Origin of the sequence: Larkinella insperata (assembly GCF_026248825.1) — a bacterium.
GTDB lineage: Bacteria > Bacteroidota > Bacteroidia > Cytophagales > Spirosomataceae > Larkinella > Larkinella insperata.
The window spans coordinates 2,258,592-2,277,430 of sequence record NZ_CP110973.1 but is presented as its reverse complement, the minus strand read 5'-3'; the positions used below and the strand labels follow the sequence as shown (position 1 = coordinate 2,277,430).

7 protein-coding genes are annotated in these 18,839 nt (G+C 56.0%); 4 read left to right on the top strand and 3 right to left on the bottom strand.

Annotated features, from left to right (window positions below; translation table 11 throughout):
* The first annotated feature begins 2 nt into the window (after window positions 1-2).
* Window positions 3-698 (top strand): hypothetical protein, encoded by a 696-nt coding sequence (locus OQ371_RS09285; protein WP_265993492.1) that lies wholly within the window; start codon window positions 3-5, stop codon window positions 696-698.
* Window positions 699-725: 27 nt separating this feature from the next.
* Complete coding sequence (locus OQ371_RS09280) at window positions 726-1,313, top strand: YceI family protein (RefSeq protein WP_265993491.1); 588 nt, start codon at window positions 726-728, stop codon at window positions 1,311-1,313.
* 45 nt (window positions 1,314-1,358) lie between these two features.
* Here the strand turns inward: OQ371_RS09280 and OQ371_RS09275 are convergent, their stop codons facing one another.
* On the bottom strand, window positions 1,359-1,964 hold the full coding sequence (locus tag OQ371_RS09275) for a cytochrome c oxidase subunit 3 (protein WP_265993490.1): 606 nt from the start codon (window positions 1,962-1,964) through the stop codon (window positions 1,359-1,361).
* 433 nt (window positions 1,965-2,397) lie between these two features.
* Between OQ371_RS09275 and OQ371_RS09270 the strand changes: the two genes are divergently transcribed.
* Window positions 2,398-8,421 carry a putative Ig domain-containing protein gene (locus tag OQ371_RS09270; protein WP_265993489.1) on the top strand — a complete coding sequence of 2,008 codons (6,024 nt, stop codon included), beginning with the start codon at window positions 2,398-2,400 and terminating at the stop codon, window positions 8,419-8,421.
* 74 nt (window positions 8,422-8,495) lie between these two features.
* Here OQ371_RS09270 and ispE read toward each other — a convergent pair whose 3' ends face one another.
* The gene (gene ispE / locus OQ371_RS09265; RefSeq protein ID WP_265993488.1) at window positions 8,496-9,302 is read right to left on the bottom strand and encodes a 4-(cytidine 5'-diphospho)-2-C-methyl-D-erythritol kinase; all 807 of its coding nucleotides are present in this window, start codon (window positions 9,300-9,302) and stop codon (window positions 8,496-8,498) included.
* Between the two features lie 361 nt (window positions 9,303-9,663).
* Between ispE and OQ371_RS09260 the strand changes: the two genes are divergently transcribed.
* The gene (locus OQ371_RS09260; protein WP_265993487.1) at window positions 9,664-16,125 is read left to right on the top strand and encodes a putative Ig domain-containing protein; all 6,462 of its coding nucleotides are present in this window, start codon (window positions 9,664-9,666) and stop codon (window positions 16,123-16,125) included.
* 74 nt (window positions 16,126-16,199) lie between these two features.
* Here the strand turns inward: OQ371_RS09260 and OQ371_RS09255 are convergent, their stop codons facing one another.
* Window positions 16,200-18,671 (bottom strand): OmpA family protein, encoded by a 2,472-nt coding sequence (locus tag OQ371_RS09255; protein WP_265993486.1) that lies wholly within the window; start codon window positions 18,669-18,671, stop codon window positions 16,200-16,202.
* Window positions 18,672-18,839: the final 168 nt, after the last annotated feature.

Sequence of the window (18,839 nt, the reverse complement as noted above, 5' to 3'; positions counted from 1 at the left end):
CGATGAAATACCTCTCAATTGCGCTCCTGCTCCTGCTCGGCTACGTGCCCCTGCGGGCGCAGGACACCACCCGCGTAAATACGGCGGCTCCGGCCGATACAAGCATCAAAGCCCCTTCCGACGCCGACGATCTGCTGGCCGAACTGGCCGACAGTTCGGCGGACGCTCAGGAGTTGCTGCCCAAAAAGATCATCTTCACGCAGCGGGCTTTCTGGGGTCCTAAGGGATTACTGCGGGTGACGAATCTGGCACCGCTGACGCCCGAAGGCCGCGAGAAAGAGTTGAAAATTCGCCGGACGATGCTGGTCAGCCACCAGGTGCTGGGTTTTGCCACGCTGGCCGGTTTTGTGGCGCAGGGGATTCTGGGCACTCGTCTGTACAATGCGAAAGGGCTGGATTACATCCGCATCAAGGAGCAGCACGCGACGATGGCGACGATTATCAACTACACCTACGGTGCTACGGCTTTGTTGTCGCTGACGGCCCCGCCTAAACTGCCAACCAGCAGCACCCGGCGCGGTTTTAGCTCGATTCAGCTGCACAAGTACCTGGCGGTGGCGCACCTGGCCGGAATGGTAGCCACGAACGTTATAGCCCGCCGGGTGGAGGAAAACGCCAACCTGAAACCATACCACCGCGCGGCTGCCTTTACGACGTTTGCCGCTTTTGCGGCTGCCATCGTGGTCATCAAGTTTTAACGCATCATCAAACTACACCTTCTTGCCATGAAGACGTTTTTATACCCCCGGCTGACGAGCTGGATCGTGCTCGTCAGCGCAGGATTAGTGGCTTTTCACCAACCAGCCTCAACGCCCGTAATCGCCAAACGGAAGCTGATGGCTGACCGGACCAAATCGACGATCACCTACGCCATGAGCCATCCCATGCACAGTTTCGAGGGCGTCAGCCGCGATGTTGCCTGCGTGATGGTGGTCGACGACGCCAACAAGATCGAGAGTGTAGCCGCAGCCACCAAACTTTCCAGCTTCGACAGCGACAACACCAACCGCGACTCGCACGCCCTGGAAACGATGGAGGCCCTGAAATACCCGAAAGTTACGTTTACCAGTAACGACGTGCAGCAGGAAGGAAATAACCTGGCCATCAAAGGAAACCTGACGTTTCACGGCGTTACCAAACCCGTTGTGATTCAGGCCAATCGGCAGGATGGCAACGGGCAGATCACCGTGAAGGGCGACTTTGATATCAAATTATCCGATTACAAAATTGAAAAACCGTCACTGATGATGGTGCCGGTGGACGAAACCGTAAAATTGAAGATTCACGTGGTTTTCAAGGATACGGCTTCCTGAAGACCGGTTCACGGAAGCGGGCCGTCAGCGGACGCTTCCGTGAACCTATAACCCGTGGTGATACAGCAGAAACAGAAAAACGTACAGCCAGAGTACGTCGACAAAATGCCAGTACAGCGTAAAGAGCATAATTTTCAGCCGGTTGGGCGGATTGACGCTGTACACAAATGACTCCACGTACGGGATCCGGCGCATTGCTTCGGCAAAGGCCACGCCCAGAAAGAACAACCCCAGCAGGATGTGCAGCAAATGAAGACCGGACAGCAGAAACAGAAAACTGCTCGACGGATTGGTCTGCATATAAAATCCCTTCAGCATCAGTTCCCGCCAGCCCAGCACCTGCAGGATGACAAACAAGGCACCCAGAAAAAGAGTCGTACCCAGGTAAAGACGGTATTGCGTAAAACGGTCGTGCCGAAAAGCGGCATTGGCAATGTGCAGCGTCAGGCTGCTGGCCAGTATAACGCCGGTGCTGGCCAGAAATACCGTCGGCATTGGAACATCGCGCCAGTCGGCGCCCACTCTCCGCACGACGTAGGCAATCAGTAAGACGGTGAAAATAAATCCGCTACTGGCCATGCAAAGCCAGAGCATGAAGCGTTTTGGCTCCCGACGACGCGTCATAAAGTTGTTTTTTCGACGGGTTTCCATCAGGTGGTGTAACCAGTAGTTTGTAGGGTATGCTTGCCAAACGTCAGCCAGCCGCAAATGGTTTGACCGGATGAAACGCTGGTAAGAAAAAAGATCTGAGCAGTCAGTAGTCTGTAAACGGATTCCGACCAAAAGCCGCTCCCCCACGGACCGTTCGCTCAGTTGCTCGCTTCTAACAAGATATCAAAACTTTTTGGTAAATCCCGATCGAACAGAATATTCGGCCAGAAGCCAAAAATGATACCGTTTACGGTGGCAAACCGGATACGAATATAAAACTAGTTCCGGTTTTGCTGCCCCATTTTTGTTAGCTATATTTCCGAAATATTAAGATTCTCCGATTTCTTGTTGTTTCCGGCTGAGGTGCCTTCTTTTTCACTAACTCTTCTTTTCTATGCTCAATTCCTCTACTTCACGTTTTTGTGTTGTATTGATGCTTGCTATGTTCCTGTCGCTGTTGGGCTTCGGGCAGGTGGGCATCAATATGGAAGACAAAGACTACATTAACGCTGTTGATCCTAAACCCAACCCGGCGGTCACATTTAAGGCTGCAACCAGTATCATTTTTGACAATGCCGGCAACCTCTACATCGCCGGTCGCTACGGACTGGTCCACCGCATCAAACGGGGTGAAACCAAAGCAACGATGATCCTCGATATTCAGGACGAAGTAGCCGGTTACGGCGACCACGGTTTACTGGGCCTGACGCTGGACAAAGACTTTCTGGCCAACAACCGGCTCTACGTGTACTACGTGGTCGACATGTATTACTACGAAAACTTCGGTAAACCGGGGTACGATAAAAACAGATCAACCGACGACGTAGCGACCATCGGACGGCTGACCCGGTATACCCTCAATCCGGCCAATGACTATAAAGCCGATCCGGCCAGCCGCAAAATTCTAATTGGCGAAACCCTATCAACCGGTATTCCCATTGTAACCCCCTCCCACGCCGGGGGCGGGCTGGCTACCGGCGCCGACGGCAGCATCCTGCTGGGAACGGGCGACGCGTCCAGCTTCATTGAGGTCGACGTAGGCTGCAACGGTACGATGACCTGGACCAGACAAGCCATTGACAAAGGAATCCTTAAATCCATTCCCGGCGAATCGTTCAATAACTGCGGTACCTACAGCCCCAGCCGGATAACGGAAAACATCGGTGCTTACAAGGCACAGGCCCTTTTTTCGCTTTGTGGTAAAGTACTCCGGATCAATCCGGAAAATGGCGACGGTTACCCGTCTAACCCGTTTTACATCGGCAGCGGCTCCGATCTGAGAGAAGCCCAAAACCGCATCTACGCGCTGGGGTTCCGGCAGGCATTCCGGCTTTCGGTCCGTCCGAATACCGGCGACGCTAACCCGGCCAACGGCAATCCGGGCGTTCTGTACGTTGGGGATGTCGGTTTTTCGTACTGGGAGGAAGTCGACGTGGTATCGGCTCCGGGTCAGAACTTCGGCTGGCCCTACTATGAAGGTCAGGAAAAGGGCCGGGAAGGGTACTGGAAAACCCGGGTTTTCGAACCCGCCAATCCGATCAAACCCCGCATTCAGTACCGCGAAAACCGCAATACGCAGATTATTCAGGGCAATGCGGTGGTCAGTTCGGACAAACGCCCCCTGGAAGGCAACTGCATCATTGGCGGTGCCTGGCACGGTGGGGGTGGCAATTACCCCAAAGAGTTTCAGGATACTTACTATTTTGCTGACTACGGTAGCGGCTGGATTGCCGGGGCAAAGTTCGGCCACGACGAAAACCCCGAGTCGAACAGCCTCTTTAAAATGGCCAGCAAAATGACCGTCACCGAAGGTTCTGACCGGATTGTGGGCATGGCCTTCAACCCGTACGACCGCAACATGTACTACGTAACGCTGGGAGAAAAATCACTGGTTCGGCAACTGGCCTTCACGACCAACCAGCCGCCAACGGCCGTTATTTCGAAAGATAAAGAATTCGGAAACAGCCCCGTGACGGTTAATTTTTCGGCCAAGGATTCCTACGATCCGGAGGGAAGCGCTTTATCCTACGAATGGACCTTTGGCGATGGCAGTTCGGTTGCCCGTACCCAGACTCCGCCCGCCAAGACGTTCACGGCCAACGGCCCGCGGACGTTCATGGTCACCCTGAAAGTGACGGACGCCCAGGGAAAGAGCAATACCGTACAGACGCCCATCTCGATCAACAACACCCCGCCGACGATTCAATCGACCAGCGTAGACGGGTACAATCAGATTTCGCTGCCGCAAACGATCAACCTGGATGCGTCGGCCACGGACGCCCAAACGCCCGCCGATCAATTGAAATACCAGTGGACGGTTTACTTGTACCACAATGACCACCGGCACGCCATCTCGATCATCAACGGTCGCACCGGCACGGTAAACCTGACCGAAGGAACCTGCGACGGCGAAGCCAGTTACTGGTACGGTATGGTGCTGGATGTTACCGACGGAAACGGCCTGACCACCAGTTACACGAAATTCATCTACCTGAGTTGCGGGGGGCAGCAGCAAACCATTTCGTTTGAACCGATCCCGGACAAAGCGCCCACAGCTCCGGCTTTCCGGCCGGCGGTTTCGGCTTCGTCGGGGTTGCCGGTAACCCTGTTTTCGGTTGATGGCCCCGCCACGATTGAAAACGGCCAGGTAAAACTGACGGGCGGCATTGGCCGGGTGACCATTCGGGCTACCCAGCACGGCAACGGGCAGTTCAAGTACGCCCAGCCGGTTGAACGGTCGTTCATGGTTACCAACAACGTACCGAGCACCCCGGATACGCAGGCGCCCACCGCCCCCACGGGACTGACAGCGTCTAATGTTATGCAGACCTCTCTCCAACTGAACTGGAAGGCCGCAACCGACAACGTTGGGGTCGCGGGCTACGATGTTTACCAGGGCGGTACTAAAATTAATCCGAACCTCATCAGTGGAACCACCTTTGCCGTTGCGGGTCTGACGCCCAACACCACCTATTCGTTTATCGTAGTGGCCCGGGATGCCGCCCTGAACACATCCGCCAACAGCAACACGGTATTGGCCAAAACGCTGGAAGCTCCGGCGGGTAACCAGCCCCCGGTGGCACCGACAGTTTCGGCGTTGTCGGCCACGGTAAACACCGCTTATACATCGCCACAACTCCCTGCTTTCACCGACAGCGATCCGCTGACGTATACGATAACGGGCTTGCCGACCGGACTGAGTTTCAACGCCAGCACCCGCGTGATTTCGGGTACACCAACGCAGCAGGGTTCTTTTCCACTGATTTACTCCGCTTCCGATGGCCAGTTGAAAACCGACCTTTCGGTAACTTTAACCATCGCGACGGGTGGCGGGCCGGTGGTGACCGGTAATTTTGAAGGTTACCTGGATGTGGTCAACTGCGGTATTATTTCGGGTTGGGTGTGGGATCGCAACAAACCCAATGCCCCGGTTACCGTCGAATTTTTAGCCGCCACCGGTCCCAACTCCACGCTTGCATCCGCAACTGTATTTGGCACGGTATCAGCCGATGTTTTCCGGCAGGATCTGCAAAGTGCGGGCAAAGGCAACGGTGCCCACGGCTATAGCTTCATCGTTCCCGAAAGCATTAAAACCAATCAGGAGCAAACCATTTGGGGGCGCGTAGCCGGATCGACGTACATCCTGAGCTGGTCACCCAAGAAGCTGACGTGCGAAGGTACGGGAACCCCACCGGTCAACCAGCCGCCGGTTCCGCCGTCCGTTTTCTCGTTGTCGGCTTCGGTCAACGCCAGCTTTACTTCCGCTCCCCTGGCAGCCTTTACCGACCCGGAAAACACCGCCCTGACGTATGCGCTGACGGGTCTGCCGGCGGGGTTAAGCTTTAACGCCAGCAACCGCATCATCAGCGGCACCCCGACCGTGACGGGTACGTTTAGCCTGACTTACGCAGCCACCGATCAGCCGGGCGCCAGGAGCACGGTGGTTTTCCCGTTGGTTGTCAACCCGGCTACTACGCCGGTTAATCAGCCACCGGTCGCCCCGGGCAGTATGGCACCGTTGTCGGCCACGGTGAATGTAGGCTTTACGGCCAGCGCCCTGCCGGTGTTTACCGATGCCGAAAATGATGTCCTGACCTACACGCTGACGGGCCTGCCCGCCGGTTTGTCCTTCAACGCCAGCACCCGGGTAATCTCCGGTACACCCACCAGCAGCGGTACCTTTACGCTGACGTATGCAGCCAAGGACGCCAGCCACGCTCCGGTTAGCACTAGTTTCAACCTGATGGTAGCAACGGGTGGCGGTAATCCGGTGGTTACGGGCAATTTTGACGGCTATCTGGACGGGGTGAACTGCAGCACACTTTCCGGCTGGATCTGGGATCGCGACAAGCCCAATACGCCCATCGCCATCGAGTTTCTTGACGGAGCGACCATCGAAACCGCCGTGTCCATTGGTTCTGTGGTGGCCGATGTTTTCCGGCAAGATTTGAAAAACGCAGGCAAGGGCAACGGCGCCCACGGGTACAGCTACTTCACGCCCGAAAGCATCAAGAATAACCAGGAGCACACCATCTGGGCGCGAGTTCAGGGATCGACTTATATCCTGAAATGGTCGCCCAAAAAACTGACGTGCGAAGGTGCGGGGAACCCACCAGTTAACGCGGCCCCGGTCGCCCCGGGCAGTATGGCACCGTTGTCGGCCACGGTGAATGTGGGTTTCACAGCCACCGCCCTGCCGGTGTTTACCGACGCCGAAAATGATGCCCTGACCTACACGCTGACGGGTCTGCCCGCCGGTTTGTCCTTCAACGCCAGCACCCGGGTAATCGCCGGTACGCCCACCGCCAGCGGTACCTTTACGCTGACGTATGCAGCCAAGGACGCCAGCCACGCTCCGGTTAGTACCTTTCTAACGTTGACCGTCAGCAACGGCACCACCACGCCACCGGCTAACCAGCCGCCGGTAGCCCCGACGGTTTCGGCGTTGGCAGCAACGGTGAACGTAGCGTATACCTCAGCAGCCCTGCCGGTATTTACCGATGCCAACAGCGATGCCCTGACCTACACGCTGACGGGTCTGCCAACGGGTTTAAGCTTCAACGCCAGCACCCGGGTGATTTCGGGCACGCCCGCGGCTTCGGGCAGCTTCAACCTGACTTACTCGGCCAGCGACGGCCAAGCCAAAACCGATCTGACCGTTACACTGAATGTAGCCACGGGCGGTCTGGCCCCGGCCGCAAACTTTGACGGCTATCTGACCCAGGAAGCCAACTGCAACTCGCTGTCGGGTTGGGCCTTTGATCGCACCAGCGTCAACCGGGCGGTTACTATTGAATTCTTCGATGGGCCCTCCATCAACGCGGGTACCCCGCTGGGTTCTATGGTGGCCAACGGCTTCCGGCAACACCTGAAAGATGCGGGCAAGGGCAACGGCGAACATTGGTTTGATTTCCCGATCCCCGAAAGCATCAAGAATGGACAAAACCACACGATCTGGGCGCGGGTTCAGGGCTCAGAGTTTGTTCTGAAATGGGCGCCGAAGATCATCAACTGCGCGGGTACCGGTACACCCCCGCCAGGCGGTAATGCAGTCCCGATCGCCCCGGCCAGCATCGCACCGTTGTCGGCCACGGTGAATGTGGGTTTCACAGCCACCGCCCTGCCGGTCTTTACCGACGCCGAAAATGATGCCCTGACCTACACGCTGACGGGCCTGCCCGCGGGTTTGTCCTTCAACGCCAGCACCCGGGTAATCGCCGGTACGCCCACCAACAGCGGTACCTTTACGCTGACGTATGCAGCCAAGGACGCCAGCCACGCTCCGGTTAGTACCTTTCTAACGTTGACCGTCAGCAACGGCACCACCACGCCACCTCCCACCAGCGGTGGTAACGGTCCGGGCAATTACGAGGGTTACCTTGATGTGGTCGAGTGCGGCAGCATTCAGGGCTGGATCTGGGATCGTGATCGGCCCAACACCCCGATTACCGTTGAATTCGTTGACGGTAATACGGTCATTGGTCGCATCGACGCCACTATTTTCCGGCAGGACCTGCAAAGTGCGGGCAAGGGCAACGGTATACACGGCTACGCCTTCGAGGTGCCCACTTCGCTGCGAGATGGCCAGGCCCACTCGATCAGCGGTCGCGTACCGGGCAGCAATTATATTTTGCAATGGTCGCCCAAAACCCTGACCTGCCCAAGTGGCAGTCGGCAGGGCCTGAGCGAAAGTGCCGAGGTTAGCATGGAGTTGAGTGTCAGCCCTAACCCAAGCCGGGGCCGCGTTGAAATCAAATACCGGGTCCGGGCCGGACAACGGGCGGATTTGCAGGTGATCGATCTGAACGGCCGCTCGATCTGGCAAAAAGCCGCGACCGGTACCGGCCGTGTAGAAAGCGAAACGGTCGATTTAAACACCGGGAGCGCGACGGTCTACCTGATCCAATTGCAGACCGCCCAGCAAATCGTCACCCGACGCCTGCTGCTAAACCGCTAATCCGGACAAACGGTTCTAAAGTAGGAAACCGCAGGCAATTCACCTGCGGTTTTTCTTTTCCCAGAGACTATAACCTAAAGTACTTTCTGCCAGACCTGATACGCGTCAAAGTGAGCCGGCAACTCCACGGGTTGGGCAAAAATTCCGTAGAGGGTGGAGCCAGAACCGCTCATGCTAGCGTACAAAGCGCCCAGATGGTATAATTCTTGTTTAATAAAATCTAAAATTGGGTACATACTGAAAAGACTCTTTTCAAAATCATTCTGAACGGTGTCTTTCCAGCTTTCCAGAGGTTCCTGCAACAACGTACGGAGCGAAGCAGCAGGTTGTTGGGGCCGGACGCCCGCGTACGCTTCCGCCGTTGAAATAGCCAGATTCGGGTAAATCAGCACAAGGGTATAACCTTTCAATGACACGTCAATCTCAGCAAACCGATCTCCTTTTTCAAAACAGTACATCGGTCGATTCTGGATAAAAAAAGCACAATCGCTCCCCAAAGGCCGGGCGTATTCCTCCAATTGCTCTACGGATAGCCCTAAATCAAACTGCTCGTTTAAAAGCCGCAGCGTAAAGGCCGCGTCGGCTGACCCCCCGCCTAAGCCTGCGCCGATTGGGATCAACTTGTGCAAATGAATCCGAACGGGCGGCAGTCCAAAATCTTGTTTCAACCGCTCGTAAGCCCGCATACACAAGTTGGTAGCGATGTTACCGGGAATGGCAATACCGCCCGTGGTAAACGAGGTCTCGGAAGCCGGCATGATTTCCAGCAGATCGCTTAGAGGGACTGGATAAAAGCAGGATTCGAGGTTGTGGAACCCGTCCGAGCGCTTCTCGGTGATTCGCAAACCAATGTTAATTTTGGCATTAGGAAAAAAAACCATTGAGCGTTAATGTAACCTTTAAATAAGAAATTTGAACAAATGAAAGAACTATTTATCATTCATACGGCTGATAATCAGCCCATTATTTTTAACCGTTCAATAAGTCCCTTTTTCATTAGGCATGTGGACATTTGTATTTTTTCTATTTTTCCCCCGGAATCTCTATTAATAGGTCAGCTGGCGAATAAAGATACAGCCGTTGCGCTTTTTTCGACCGGTTTTTCACCTGAAGCCCATTCTTTCTATTCTTTTTCCTCATCTGTTTTGTGACGCGTGGTTCTGCGAGTGGCAACTTAAAGTAAATTTTATGGTAAATCTCTGTACTAAACTCAAGGTTTTAGCTCTTCTTTTCGCCTTATTCGTGTGTTTTGCACCGAATGCCCACAGCCAATTTAAGCCTGGTTTTTCGGAAGAAGTGTACATCGACGAATCCGGTGCCGTTGGATTTGCATTCGACAAAAACGGCGCCATGTACATCTGGACAATTGACGGTCGAGTCGTTCGGGTCGATCCGCAGTCAAAGAAGAAATCCACCTTATTGGACATATCCGGGGAAGTGGGTCGGTACGACGATTTTGGTCTGCTGGGCATGGCCTTGGATAACAACTTCCTCAACAACGGCCGGTTTTATCTGTATTACGTCATCCGATATGCTCCGGTGAAATACCAGGGCACCTACGCACGGGTGACGCGGTATGAAGCCAACAAAGACGATGGCTTTCGCTCCATCAAGCCCAACAGCCGCCAGATTCTGATCGGTGCACCCGACCCCAACAACCCCAGCAAAGGCGTCCCGGGTGACTGCATTGTCCTGACCTCCAGTTCCCACGCCGGGGGCGGTATTACGATGGGAGCCGATGGGTCCCTGCTGATTCCGACCGGCGACGGGGCGGCTCCGGCTTTCGACGAGGGAAACTATTCCGAAACGTATCACAGTCAATCCATCCAGAACGGTTTCATGACGGCCGCGGAAAACATTGGCAGCTACCGGTCGCAGGTAGATTTTTCGCTGTCTGGCAAAGTCCTTCGGATTAACCCGGACAACGGGAACGGTTTGCCCGGCAACCCCGGCTATGACCCCAGCAACCCCCGCTCGGTCAAGAGCCGGATTTTTGCGTCGGGGCTTCGGCAGCCTTTCCGGACCTCGCTGCGCCCCAACACGGGGAGCGCCGACGTCAACGCTGGTGACCCGGGTTCGCTGTACGTTGGCGAAGTGGGGCTAACGGACTGGGAAGAAATCAATGTCATCAAAAAAGGCGCTAATTACGGCTGGCCTTTCGAAGAAGGACAGGTTAAGTCAACCCGCCCTTACAACAAAACGCAGTATAAGCCGTCGATTCCCTTTACGAAGCCGGTAATTTCCTGGCGTTCGGGACCGGGGCAAGTTAACCGCAATGGAACCATCACTGAGGTAAAAAACACGCCGGCCGGTGCGCTACCGGGTTACTGCGCCGTTGGCGGAGGCTGGCATCCGGGCGGAGGAAATTACCCGGCTGAATACCAAAACGCCTATTATTTCGGCGACTTCAACGGGGGCTGGATTTCCAAAATATCGTTTGACAGTGATAACCAGCCGCAGCCCGCAACCCTGACCAAACTGCTGGACGGGGGTTCTTCTTATCAGTACATAACATGCATCGCGTTCAACCCGATCGATAAAAACATGTACTACCTGCGCTACCCCGAAAACGGCGGTGAGCGCATTCGTCGGGTAACCTACAGCGGAAGTGCGGGCGGAAGCCCTCCGGTGGCTATTATTTTGTCGGATAAAAACAACGGACCGAGTCCGTTAACCGTCAAATTTACGGGCAATACGTCTTACGACCCAGAAGGAAAAGCCCTGACGTACGCTTGGGATTTTGGCGACAAAACAACCAGCACAGCCGCCAACCCGGAACACACCTTTACCACTACTTCCACTTCGACAACCTATATCGTTAAACTGACGGTAACAGACCCGGAGGGGAAAACCAACCAGACCGAGAAGACGATCACCGTCAGCAGTGCGTCCAATGCCGCGCCGGTTATTGTCAGCACCAGCGTTGACGACAAAGAGCAGATGGACCTGAGCGAGATCCGGAACATCGACCTTTCGGCGGTTATCAATGATGAGACGCCCGCCAATCAGTTGAGTTATAAGTGGACGGTTTCGCTCTTTCACAACGACCACCAGCACGATGATTTCATCACCACCGCCCAAACCGCAACAGCCTCGCTCCCGCCCATCGGCTGCGACGGTACGCTGACCTTCTGGTACGGGGTTAAACTGGAAGTAACCGATGCGGGTGGTCTCAAAACGGAAACCATGCGCTACATTTACCCCAACTGCGCCGGAAACACCCAGACCATCACGTTCAACCCCATTGCCGATCGGGCTCCGAATTCAGCCGCTTTTACGCCCCAGGCCACGGCCTCGTCCGGCAAACCGGTGGTTTTCTACGTTATTGAAGGCCCGGCCGTCATTGCCGAAGGGAAAGTATTCCTGACCGGACGCCTGGGGAAAGTAACCGTGCGGGCAGCTCAACACGGCGGTGACGGTTTTCAGCCTGCTCGCCCGGCAGAACGGTCGTTCAACGTAGTGTCCAATGCTTCGGACCAGCAACCACCCACGCTGCCAACGAATCTGGTCATATCCGACGTTACCCAAAACTCCATGCGGCTGACCTGGAATGCATCAACGGATAACGTCAGTGTAGCCGGTTATGAAGTATACCAAAACAACGTCAAAATCGCCGACGTTACGTCCGGGACGGCCTACAACGTCACGAATTTGGCAGCGGGAACCGAATATTACTTCTTTATCCGAGCCGTCGATCCAACCGGTAATGTTTCGGGGAACAGTAACACCGCAACGGAAACCACCACCGCCCCACCGGCTAATACACCGCCGGTTGCGCCGACCGTAGCCCCCTTGTCCGCGACGGTGAATGCGGCTTATACCTCGGCAGCCCTGCCGGTCTTCACCGATGCTAACAACGATGCGCTGACCTATACGCTGACGGGCTTACCCGCCGGTTTGTCCTTCAACGCCAGTACGCGCGTGATTTCGGGTACGCCCACGGCCAAAGGCACTTCGACGCTGGCTTACTCGGCAACGGACGGCAAGAGCAACCCGGTTTCGACCGCCATTACACTGACGGTTAACGAGGCCGCGAATCCGCCAGCCAATACACCGCCGGTTGCGCCGACCGTCTCTCCGCTGTCGGCCACCGTCAACGCAGCCTACACTTCAGCGGCCCTGCCGGTCTTCACCGATGCCAACAACGATGCGCTGACTTACACACTGACGGGTCTGCCCGCCGGTTTGTCCTTCAACGCCAGCACCCGGGTAATCTCGGGTACGCCCACGGCCAAAGCAAACACAACGCTCACCTATTCGGCCACCGATGGCAAAAGTGATCCGGTTACAACCTCAATCACGCTGACGATCAACGACCTGGAAACACCCGCCAACCGGGTGCCCGTGGCTCCGACGGTTGCCCCTCTGTCGGCCACCGTTAATGTTGGTTATGCGGCAGCGGCTCTACCGGTCTTCACCGATGCCGATAAAGACGCGCTGACCTACACGCTGACGGGCTTACCCGCTGGCATGTCGTTCAATACCAGCACCCGGGTGATTTCGGGAACGCCGACGGCTTCGGGCAGCTTCAACCTGACCTACTCAGCCAATGACGGCAAAGCCAAGACCGATTTAACCGTTATGCTCAACGTAGCCACGGGCGGAACCGTCATTGTGGGTAACTTTGAAGGATACCTGGATCAGGTGAATTGCACTACAATTTCGGGTTGGGTTTTCAACTACGATAGCCCTAATGCGCCCTACACGGTTGAATTCCTGGCGGCAACCGGCAGCAATCCAACGATTGAATCGGCTACGGTTGTGGGTACTACGGTTGCCAACATTTTCCGAACGGACTTGCTCAACGCGGGCAAAGGCAATGGTGTGCACGGATATAGTTTTGCGGTGCCAAACAGCATCAAAAACAACCAGCAACAAACCATCTGGGGCCGCGTGGAGGGCTCAACCTACGTGCTGATGTGGGCGCCCAAAACCCTGACCTGTCAGGGATCGGGCACGCCGGCAAACCAGCCCCCCACAGCCCCCACCGTGGCCAACCTCTCAGCCACCGTCAATGTTGCCTACACCTCGGCGGCTCTACCGGCCTTCACCGATGCTAACAACGATGCGCTGACCTACACGCTGACGGGCCTGCCCGCGGGCTTGTCCTTCAACGCCAGCACCCGGGTAATCTCGGGCACGCCCACGGCCAAAGCAAACACAACGCTCACCTATTCGGCCACCGATGGCAAGAGCAACCCCGTATCGACCAGCTTCACGCTGACGGTTAACGAGACCGACACGCCACCGACCAACCAACCCCCCGTGGCCCCCACGGTGGCAGCCTTGTCGGCCACCGTCAACGTCGCCTACACCTCAGCGGCTTTACCGGTCTTCACCGATGCCAACAACGATGCGTTGACCTACACGCTGACGGGCCTGCCAGCAGGTTTAAGCTTCAACGCCAGCACCCGGGTGATTTCGGGCACGCCCACGGCTTCGGGCAGCTTCCCGCTGGTGTATTCTGCCAGCGATGGCCAAGCCAAAACCGACCTGACCCTCACGCTCAACGTAGCTACGGGTGGAGTTGTAGTGACCGGCAACTTTGAAGGCTACCTGGATCAGGTGACCTGTACTACGATTTCGGGGTGGGTTTGGGATCGCGACAAACCCAATACGCCGTTGAGTGTTGAATTCCTGGAAGGTGCTACGGTTGCTACCGCCACTCCGATTGGCACGAACCTGGCGAATATTTTCCGAACCGACCTGGTTAATGCGGGCAAAGGCAACGGTGTGCACGGCTACAGCTTCGCTACTCCCGAAAGTATCAAGGACAATCAGGCACACACCATTTGGGCCCGTGTGGAAGGCTCAACCTACGTACTGATGTGGGCACCCAAAACTCTGACCTGTCAGGGATCGGGCACGCCGGCGAACCAGCCCCCCACAGCCCCCACCGTGGCCAACCTCTCAGCCACCGTCAATGTTGCCTACACCTCGGCAGCTCTACCGGCCTTCACCGATGCTAACAACGATGCGCTGACCTACACGCTGACGGGCCTGCCCGCGGGCTTGTCCTTCAACGCCAGCACCCGGGTAATCTCGGGCACGCCCACGGCCAAAGCAAACACAACGCTCACCTATTCGGCCACCGATGGCAAGAGCAACCCCGTATCGACCAGCTTCACGCTGACGGTTAACGAGACCGACACGCCACCGACCAACCAACCCCCCGTGGCCCCCACGGTGGCAGCCTTGTCGGCCACCGTCAACGTCGCCTACACCTCAGCGGCTTTGCCGGTCTTCACCGATGCCAACAACGATGCGTTGACCTACACGCTGACGGGCCTGCCCGCGGGCTTGTCGTTCAATGCCAGCACCCGGGTGATTTCAGGCACGCTCACGGCTTCGGGCAGCTTCTCGCTGGTGTATTCCGCCAGCGATGGCCAAGCCAAAACCGACCTGACACTCACCCTCAACGTAGCTACGGGCGGTCTTGCCCCGGCCGCAAACTTCGACGGGTATCTGACCCAGGAGGTCAACTGCAACACGCTGTCGGGTTGGGCGTTTGATCGCACCAGTGTGAATAGCGTAGTGGCCATTGAGTTTTTCGAGGGGCCATCCATTGCCGCTGGAAAGCCCATTGGAACCATTGCTGCGGATGTCTTCAAACAACACCTGCTGGATGCGGGCAAGGGCAACGGTGTGCACTGGTACGACTTCCCGATTCCGGAAAGTCTCAAGGATGGACAGAATCACACGATCTGGGCCCGGGTTCAGGGGTCGGAGTTTGTTCTGAAATGGGCGCCGAAGATTATCAACTGTGCGGGTACTGGTACCCCACCGACGAACCAGCCGCCCGTAGCGCCCACCGTAGCTAACCTGACGGCTACGATCAATGTTGCCTACACCTCGGCGGCTCTACCGGCCTTCACCGATGCTAACAACGATGCGCTGACCTATACGCTGACGGGACTACCGGCGGGCTTGAGCTTCAACGCCGGCACCCGGGTGCTCTCCGGAACGCCCACAACCCAGGGCAGCTTCAACCTGACCTACTCGGCGACCGATGGCAAGAGTAATCCGGTTGCAAAGTCCCTGATCCTGACCGTTTCCGACACAGGGACCCCCGTTGACCCTAATCCGACAACCGGCGTTACGGGTCCGGGCAATTACGAAGGGTATCTGGATGTGGTTAATTGTGATGCCATTCAAGGTTGGATCTGGGACCGTGACAAGCCCAACGCCGTGATTACCGTCGAATTTTTGGATGGCACAACGGTGATTGGTAAAACCGATGCGGGTAATTATCGTCAGGATTTGAAAGATGCCGGCAAAGGCAACGGCGCCCACGGCTACGCTTTTACGGTTCCGGCTTCGCTCAAAGATGGTCAGCCCCACGTGATCGTTGGTCGTGTGCCCAACAACAGCGGATACACCCTGAAGTGGTCGCCCAAAACCCTGACCTGCCCCAACGGTGGCCGCGAAGCCGCCCCCAATGCAGAGTTGAGCACGGATCTGACCGTGACCCCCAACCCGAGCACCGGACGATTCGTAATCAGCTACCGACTAGCCAGCCAGCAGAAAGGTCAGTTGCAGGTGGTCGACGTACTGGGCCGAACCGCGTGGCAGCAGGAAGTGGTGGGCAATGGTCAACGGCAGCAACAAACCGTCGACCTGTCTGGCGGGAGCATTGGCATCCACTTCGTTCAGATGAAAACCGATGGCCAGCAAGTTATCAAACGGCTGCTGATCAACCGGTAAACTAACGTTTTAAGAAACACAAAAGCCGCAGATGGTTCATCTGCGGCTTTTTGTTTTGGCATCTTTCAGCCCTTCTATTTAATGGACAAGACCTTAACTTCCGTTCGGCGGTTGTGCTGGTGTTCGGCGTCCGAACAATCGACGCCGTTACCGCAATGATTCAGTAGGAGCGATTCTCCGTAACCAGCCGCAACCATGCGCTTACGACTGATGCCTTTGGAGGCCAGGTAATTAACCACTGAGTTGGCCCGTTGCGCTGATAGATAGCGGTTTCGGGCGGCATCCCCCCGGCTGTCGGTATGAGACCGGACCTCCACGGTCAGTGATGGATACTTTTGCAGAGTGGCAACCCATTTTTCCAGTTCACGGTAGGCGTCGGGCCGGATGGTCCACTGATCCAGATCGTAATCAATGTTGTTCACCGGAAGGATGTCGCCAACCTGGAGCATGTGAAAATCCGCCGACAGGGTTTTAGGTGTCGATTTGGCCGCAATTTTCTGAATCCGGGCGGTATTGGTTCCGTACTGTGCTTTGGTAGCGCTCAGGGTGTAGTTGCACCCTTCCGCCAGTTCGAATTCATACCGTCCGTTGGAACCGGTGAGGACTTGCCGCGTCGCTCCGTTGCAATCACTTTTCAAGATCACTGTCACCCCTTCAATCGGTTTGTGGTCTTTCTCGCTCATCACCACCCCCTGCACCCGGGCTCTTTGCAGTTCAATCACCTCCCAGCTATCGTCTGGCGGTGCGGGAGCGGCCCATACCGTATCCATTATTTTCGTCGGCTGATTCAGCGCAATTTCCAGCCGGGAGGGGGAGTCATCGGTCAGCGCGCTGGTCGAGAAACCGACTGTACTGGTAACAAAACCGTCCCGCGAGGCCCGAAACACAAAATCATTGTTGGACTCCAGACACAGGTGCACCAGTCCGTCCTTTTTCGTCACGACGGTTTGGTCCTTGCGCCCCTCGCCCCGGGCTTTGATTTCAAGATTGACGCTGTCGATAGGCTGTTTGGTCAGTTCGTCGTAGATGCGCAGCGTCAGGTTACGGCATCCGTAAAGCGCGCTTTCCCGCACAAAACGAAAAATATCGTCGTCGCCCTTCCGACGGTTCGTGCTGAAATAGCCACCTTTCCGATTGCCGTCGGTGATCAGCCCAAAATCGTCCATTTCGGAATTGATGGGGGATTCCAGGTGTTCGACCGGACCCACCGGTACGCCATCCGCCAGAGGGGCGTAGAAAACATCCAGCCCCCCCAACCCCTTGCGACCGTCGGAGGCAAAATACAGATTTCCCCGTTCATCGACGAACGGGAACAAATCGTTGCCTTTGGTATTGATTTCTTTGCCCAGATTGACGGGCTTGGTCCACTGGCCGTTTTCATTCCGGGAAACGTACAGGTCCGTACCGCCCAGCCCGCCGGGCATGTCGGAAGCAAAAAACAGCAACTGGCCGTCCTGGCTCAGGGCCGGGTGCCCCACCGAGTAGTCATCACTGTTGAACGGCAATTCTTCAATGTTGACCCACGTACCGTTCTGCTGGGTAGCCGTATACAGTTTCAGGTTGGTAACTCCTTCGGCGCTCTGACGCACCCGCCGACCATCGTAATTGTTGCGGGTAAAAATGATCCGGTAGCCATCCTGAAAAAACGTAACGGGTCCTTCGTGGTAACGGCTGTTGATCGAACGGCTAAACGGCTGAACGGTTTTTGAGTACCGCAACCCTTCCAAAATGGTGATGCCGCCATTGTACCCGCCCAGGATGCGGGAATCGTTGGCCGTTGCCCGGCTGCGGACGGTATTGACCGGCCGGCGATCTTTACGGCCCCGCTTCTGAACCGGCTTCGAAACTGTGCCGTCCGCTTTTATAAGCTGGCTGGCTTTGAGTTGCTGACGATCCTGAACATACAGCAAGTCAAGGTAGCTGCCGCCCCCTCCTTTACCAGCGGTTTCAATGGCAGCACTGGCTTTTTTTCCCGATACAAACACCAGCCCATCGCGGTAATACATCGGACTGAATTCAGCGTTGCTCGAATTGAGCCCGAGTACTTCCAGTCGGTAGCGGGTCGGGGTGGTTTTTCCGATTACCCGGGTAGCCGGAGTCAGAAAAGGAGTCGTTTCCGCTTCGATGGCCTTCTTTTTAAGCTTGTTGTATTTCTCGTACATGCGCTGCGACTCGGCGTACCTGCCCGTTTCGGCCAGCAACTGGGCGTACTGCCGGTAACTCTCCGCCTGGTTGCCGGGCAATTCCTCCGCAGCCGTCAGGGTCTGGTACAACTGCTCGGCTTTTTTCAGCTCGCCGACCAGCTTGTACGAATGAGCCAGATTAGCCTGAGTTGCCATGCGCTGTTCCCCATTCAGCTTGGCCGATTCGTCGGCCAGTATCTGGCTGTAGAGTTCAATGGCACGAGCGTATGCTTTCAGGCTATACTGGCGGTTGGCCTGCAGCAGCAGCGTATCGGTTTGCGCCTGGCAGAAGCTTATGACACCCACTAGTAAGCCGCAGGAGATAAGTTGCTTACGCCAACGCTGGAAGGTAAAAATGCCCATGATGAACTGGTGTCTTTGGCTGGAGTCCCAACATACCGGGCTCAGTCGTTTTTCAAAAACACTATTATTGTTTGATTAAGCAATTATACCAATAAATTTGTTATTTGCGCTCCGTGTCGTCCGTGTTCTCCTTAAATTTTCACGCTCTGTTTCTTGAAAGCGGCCCTG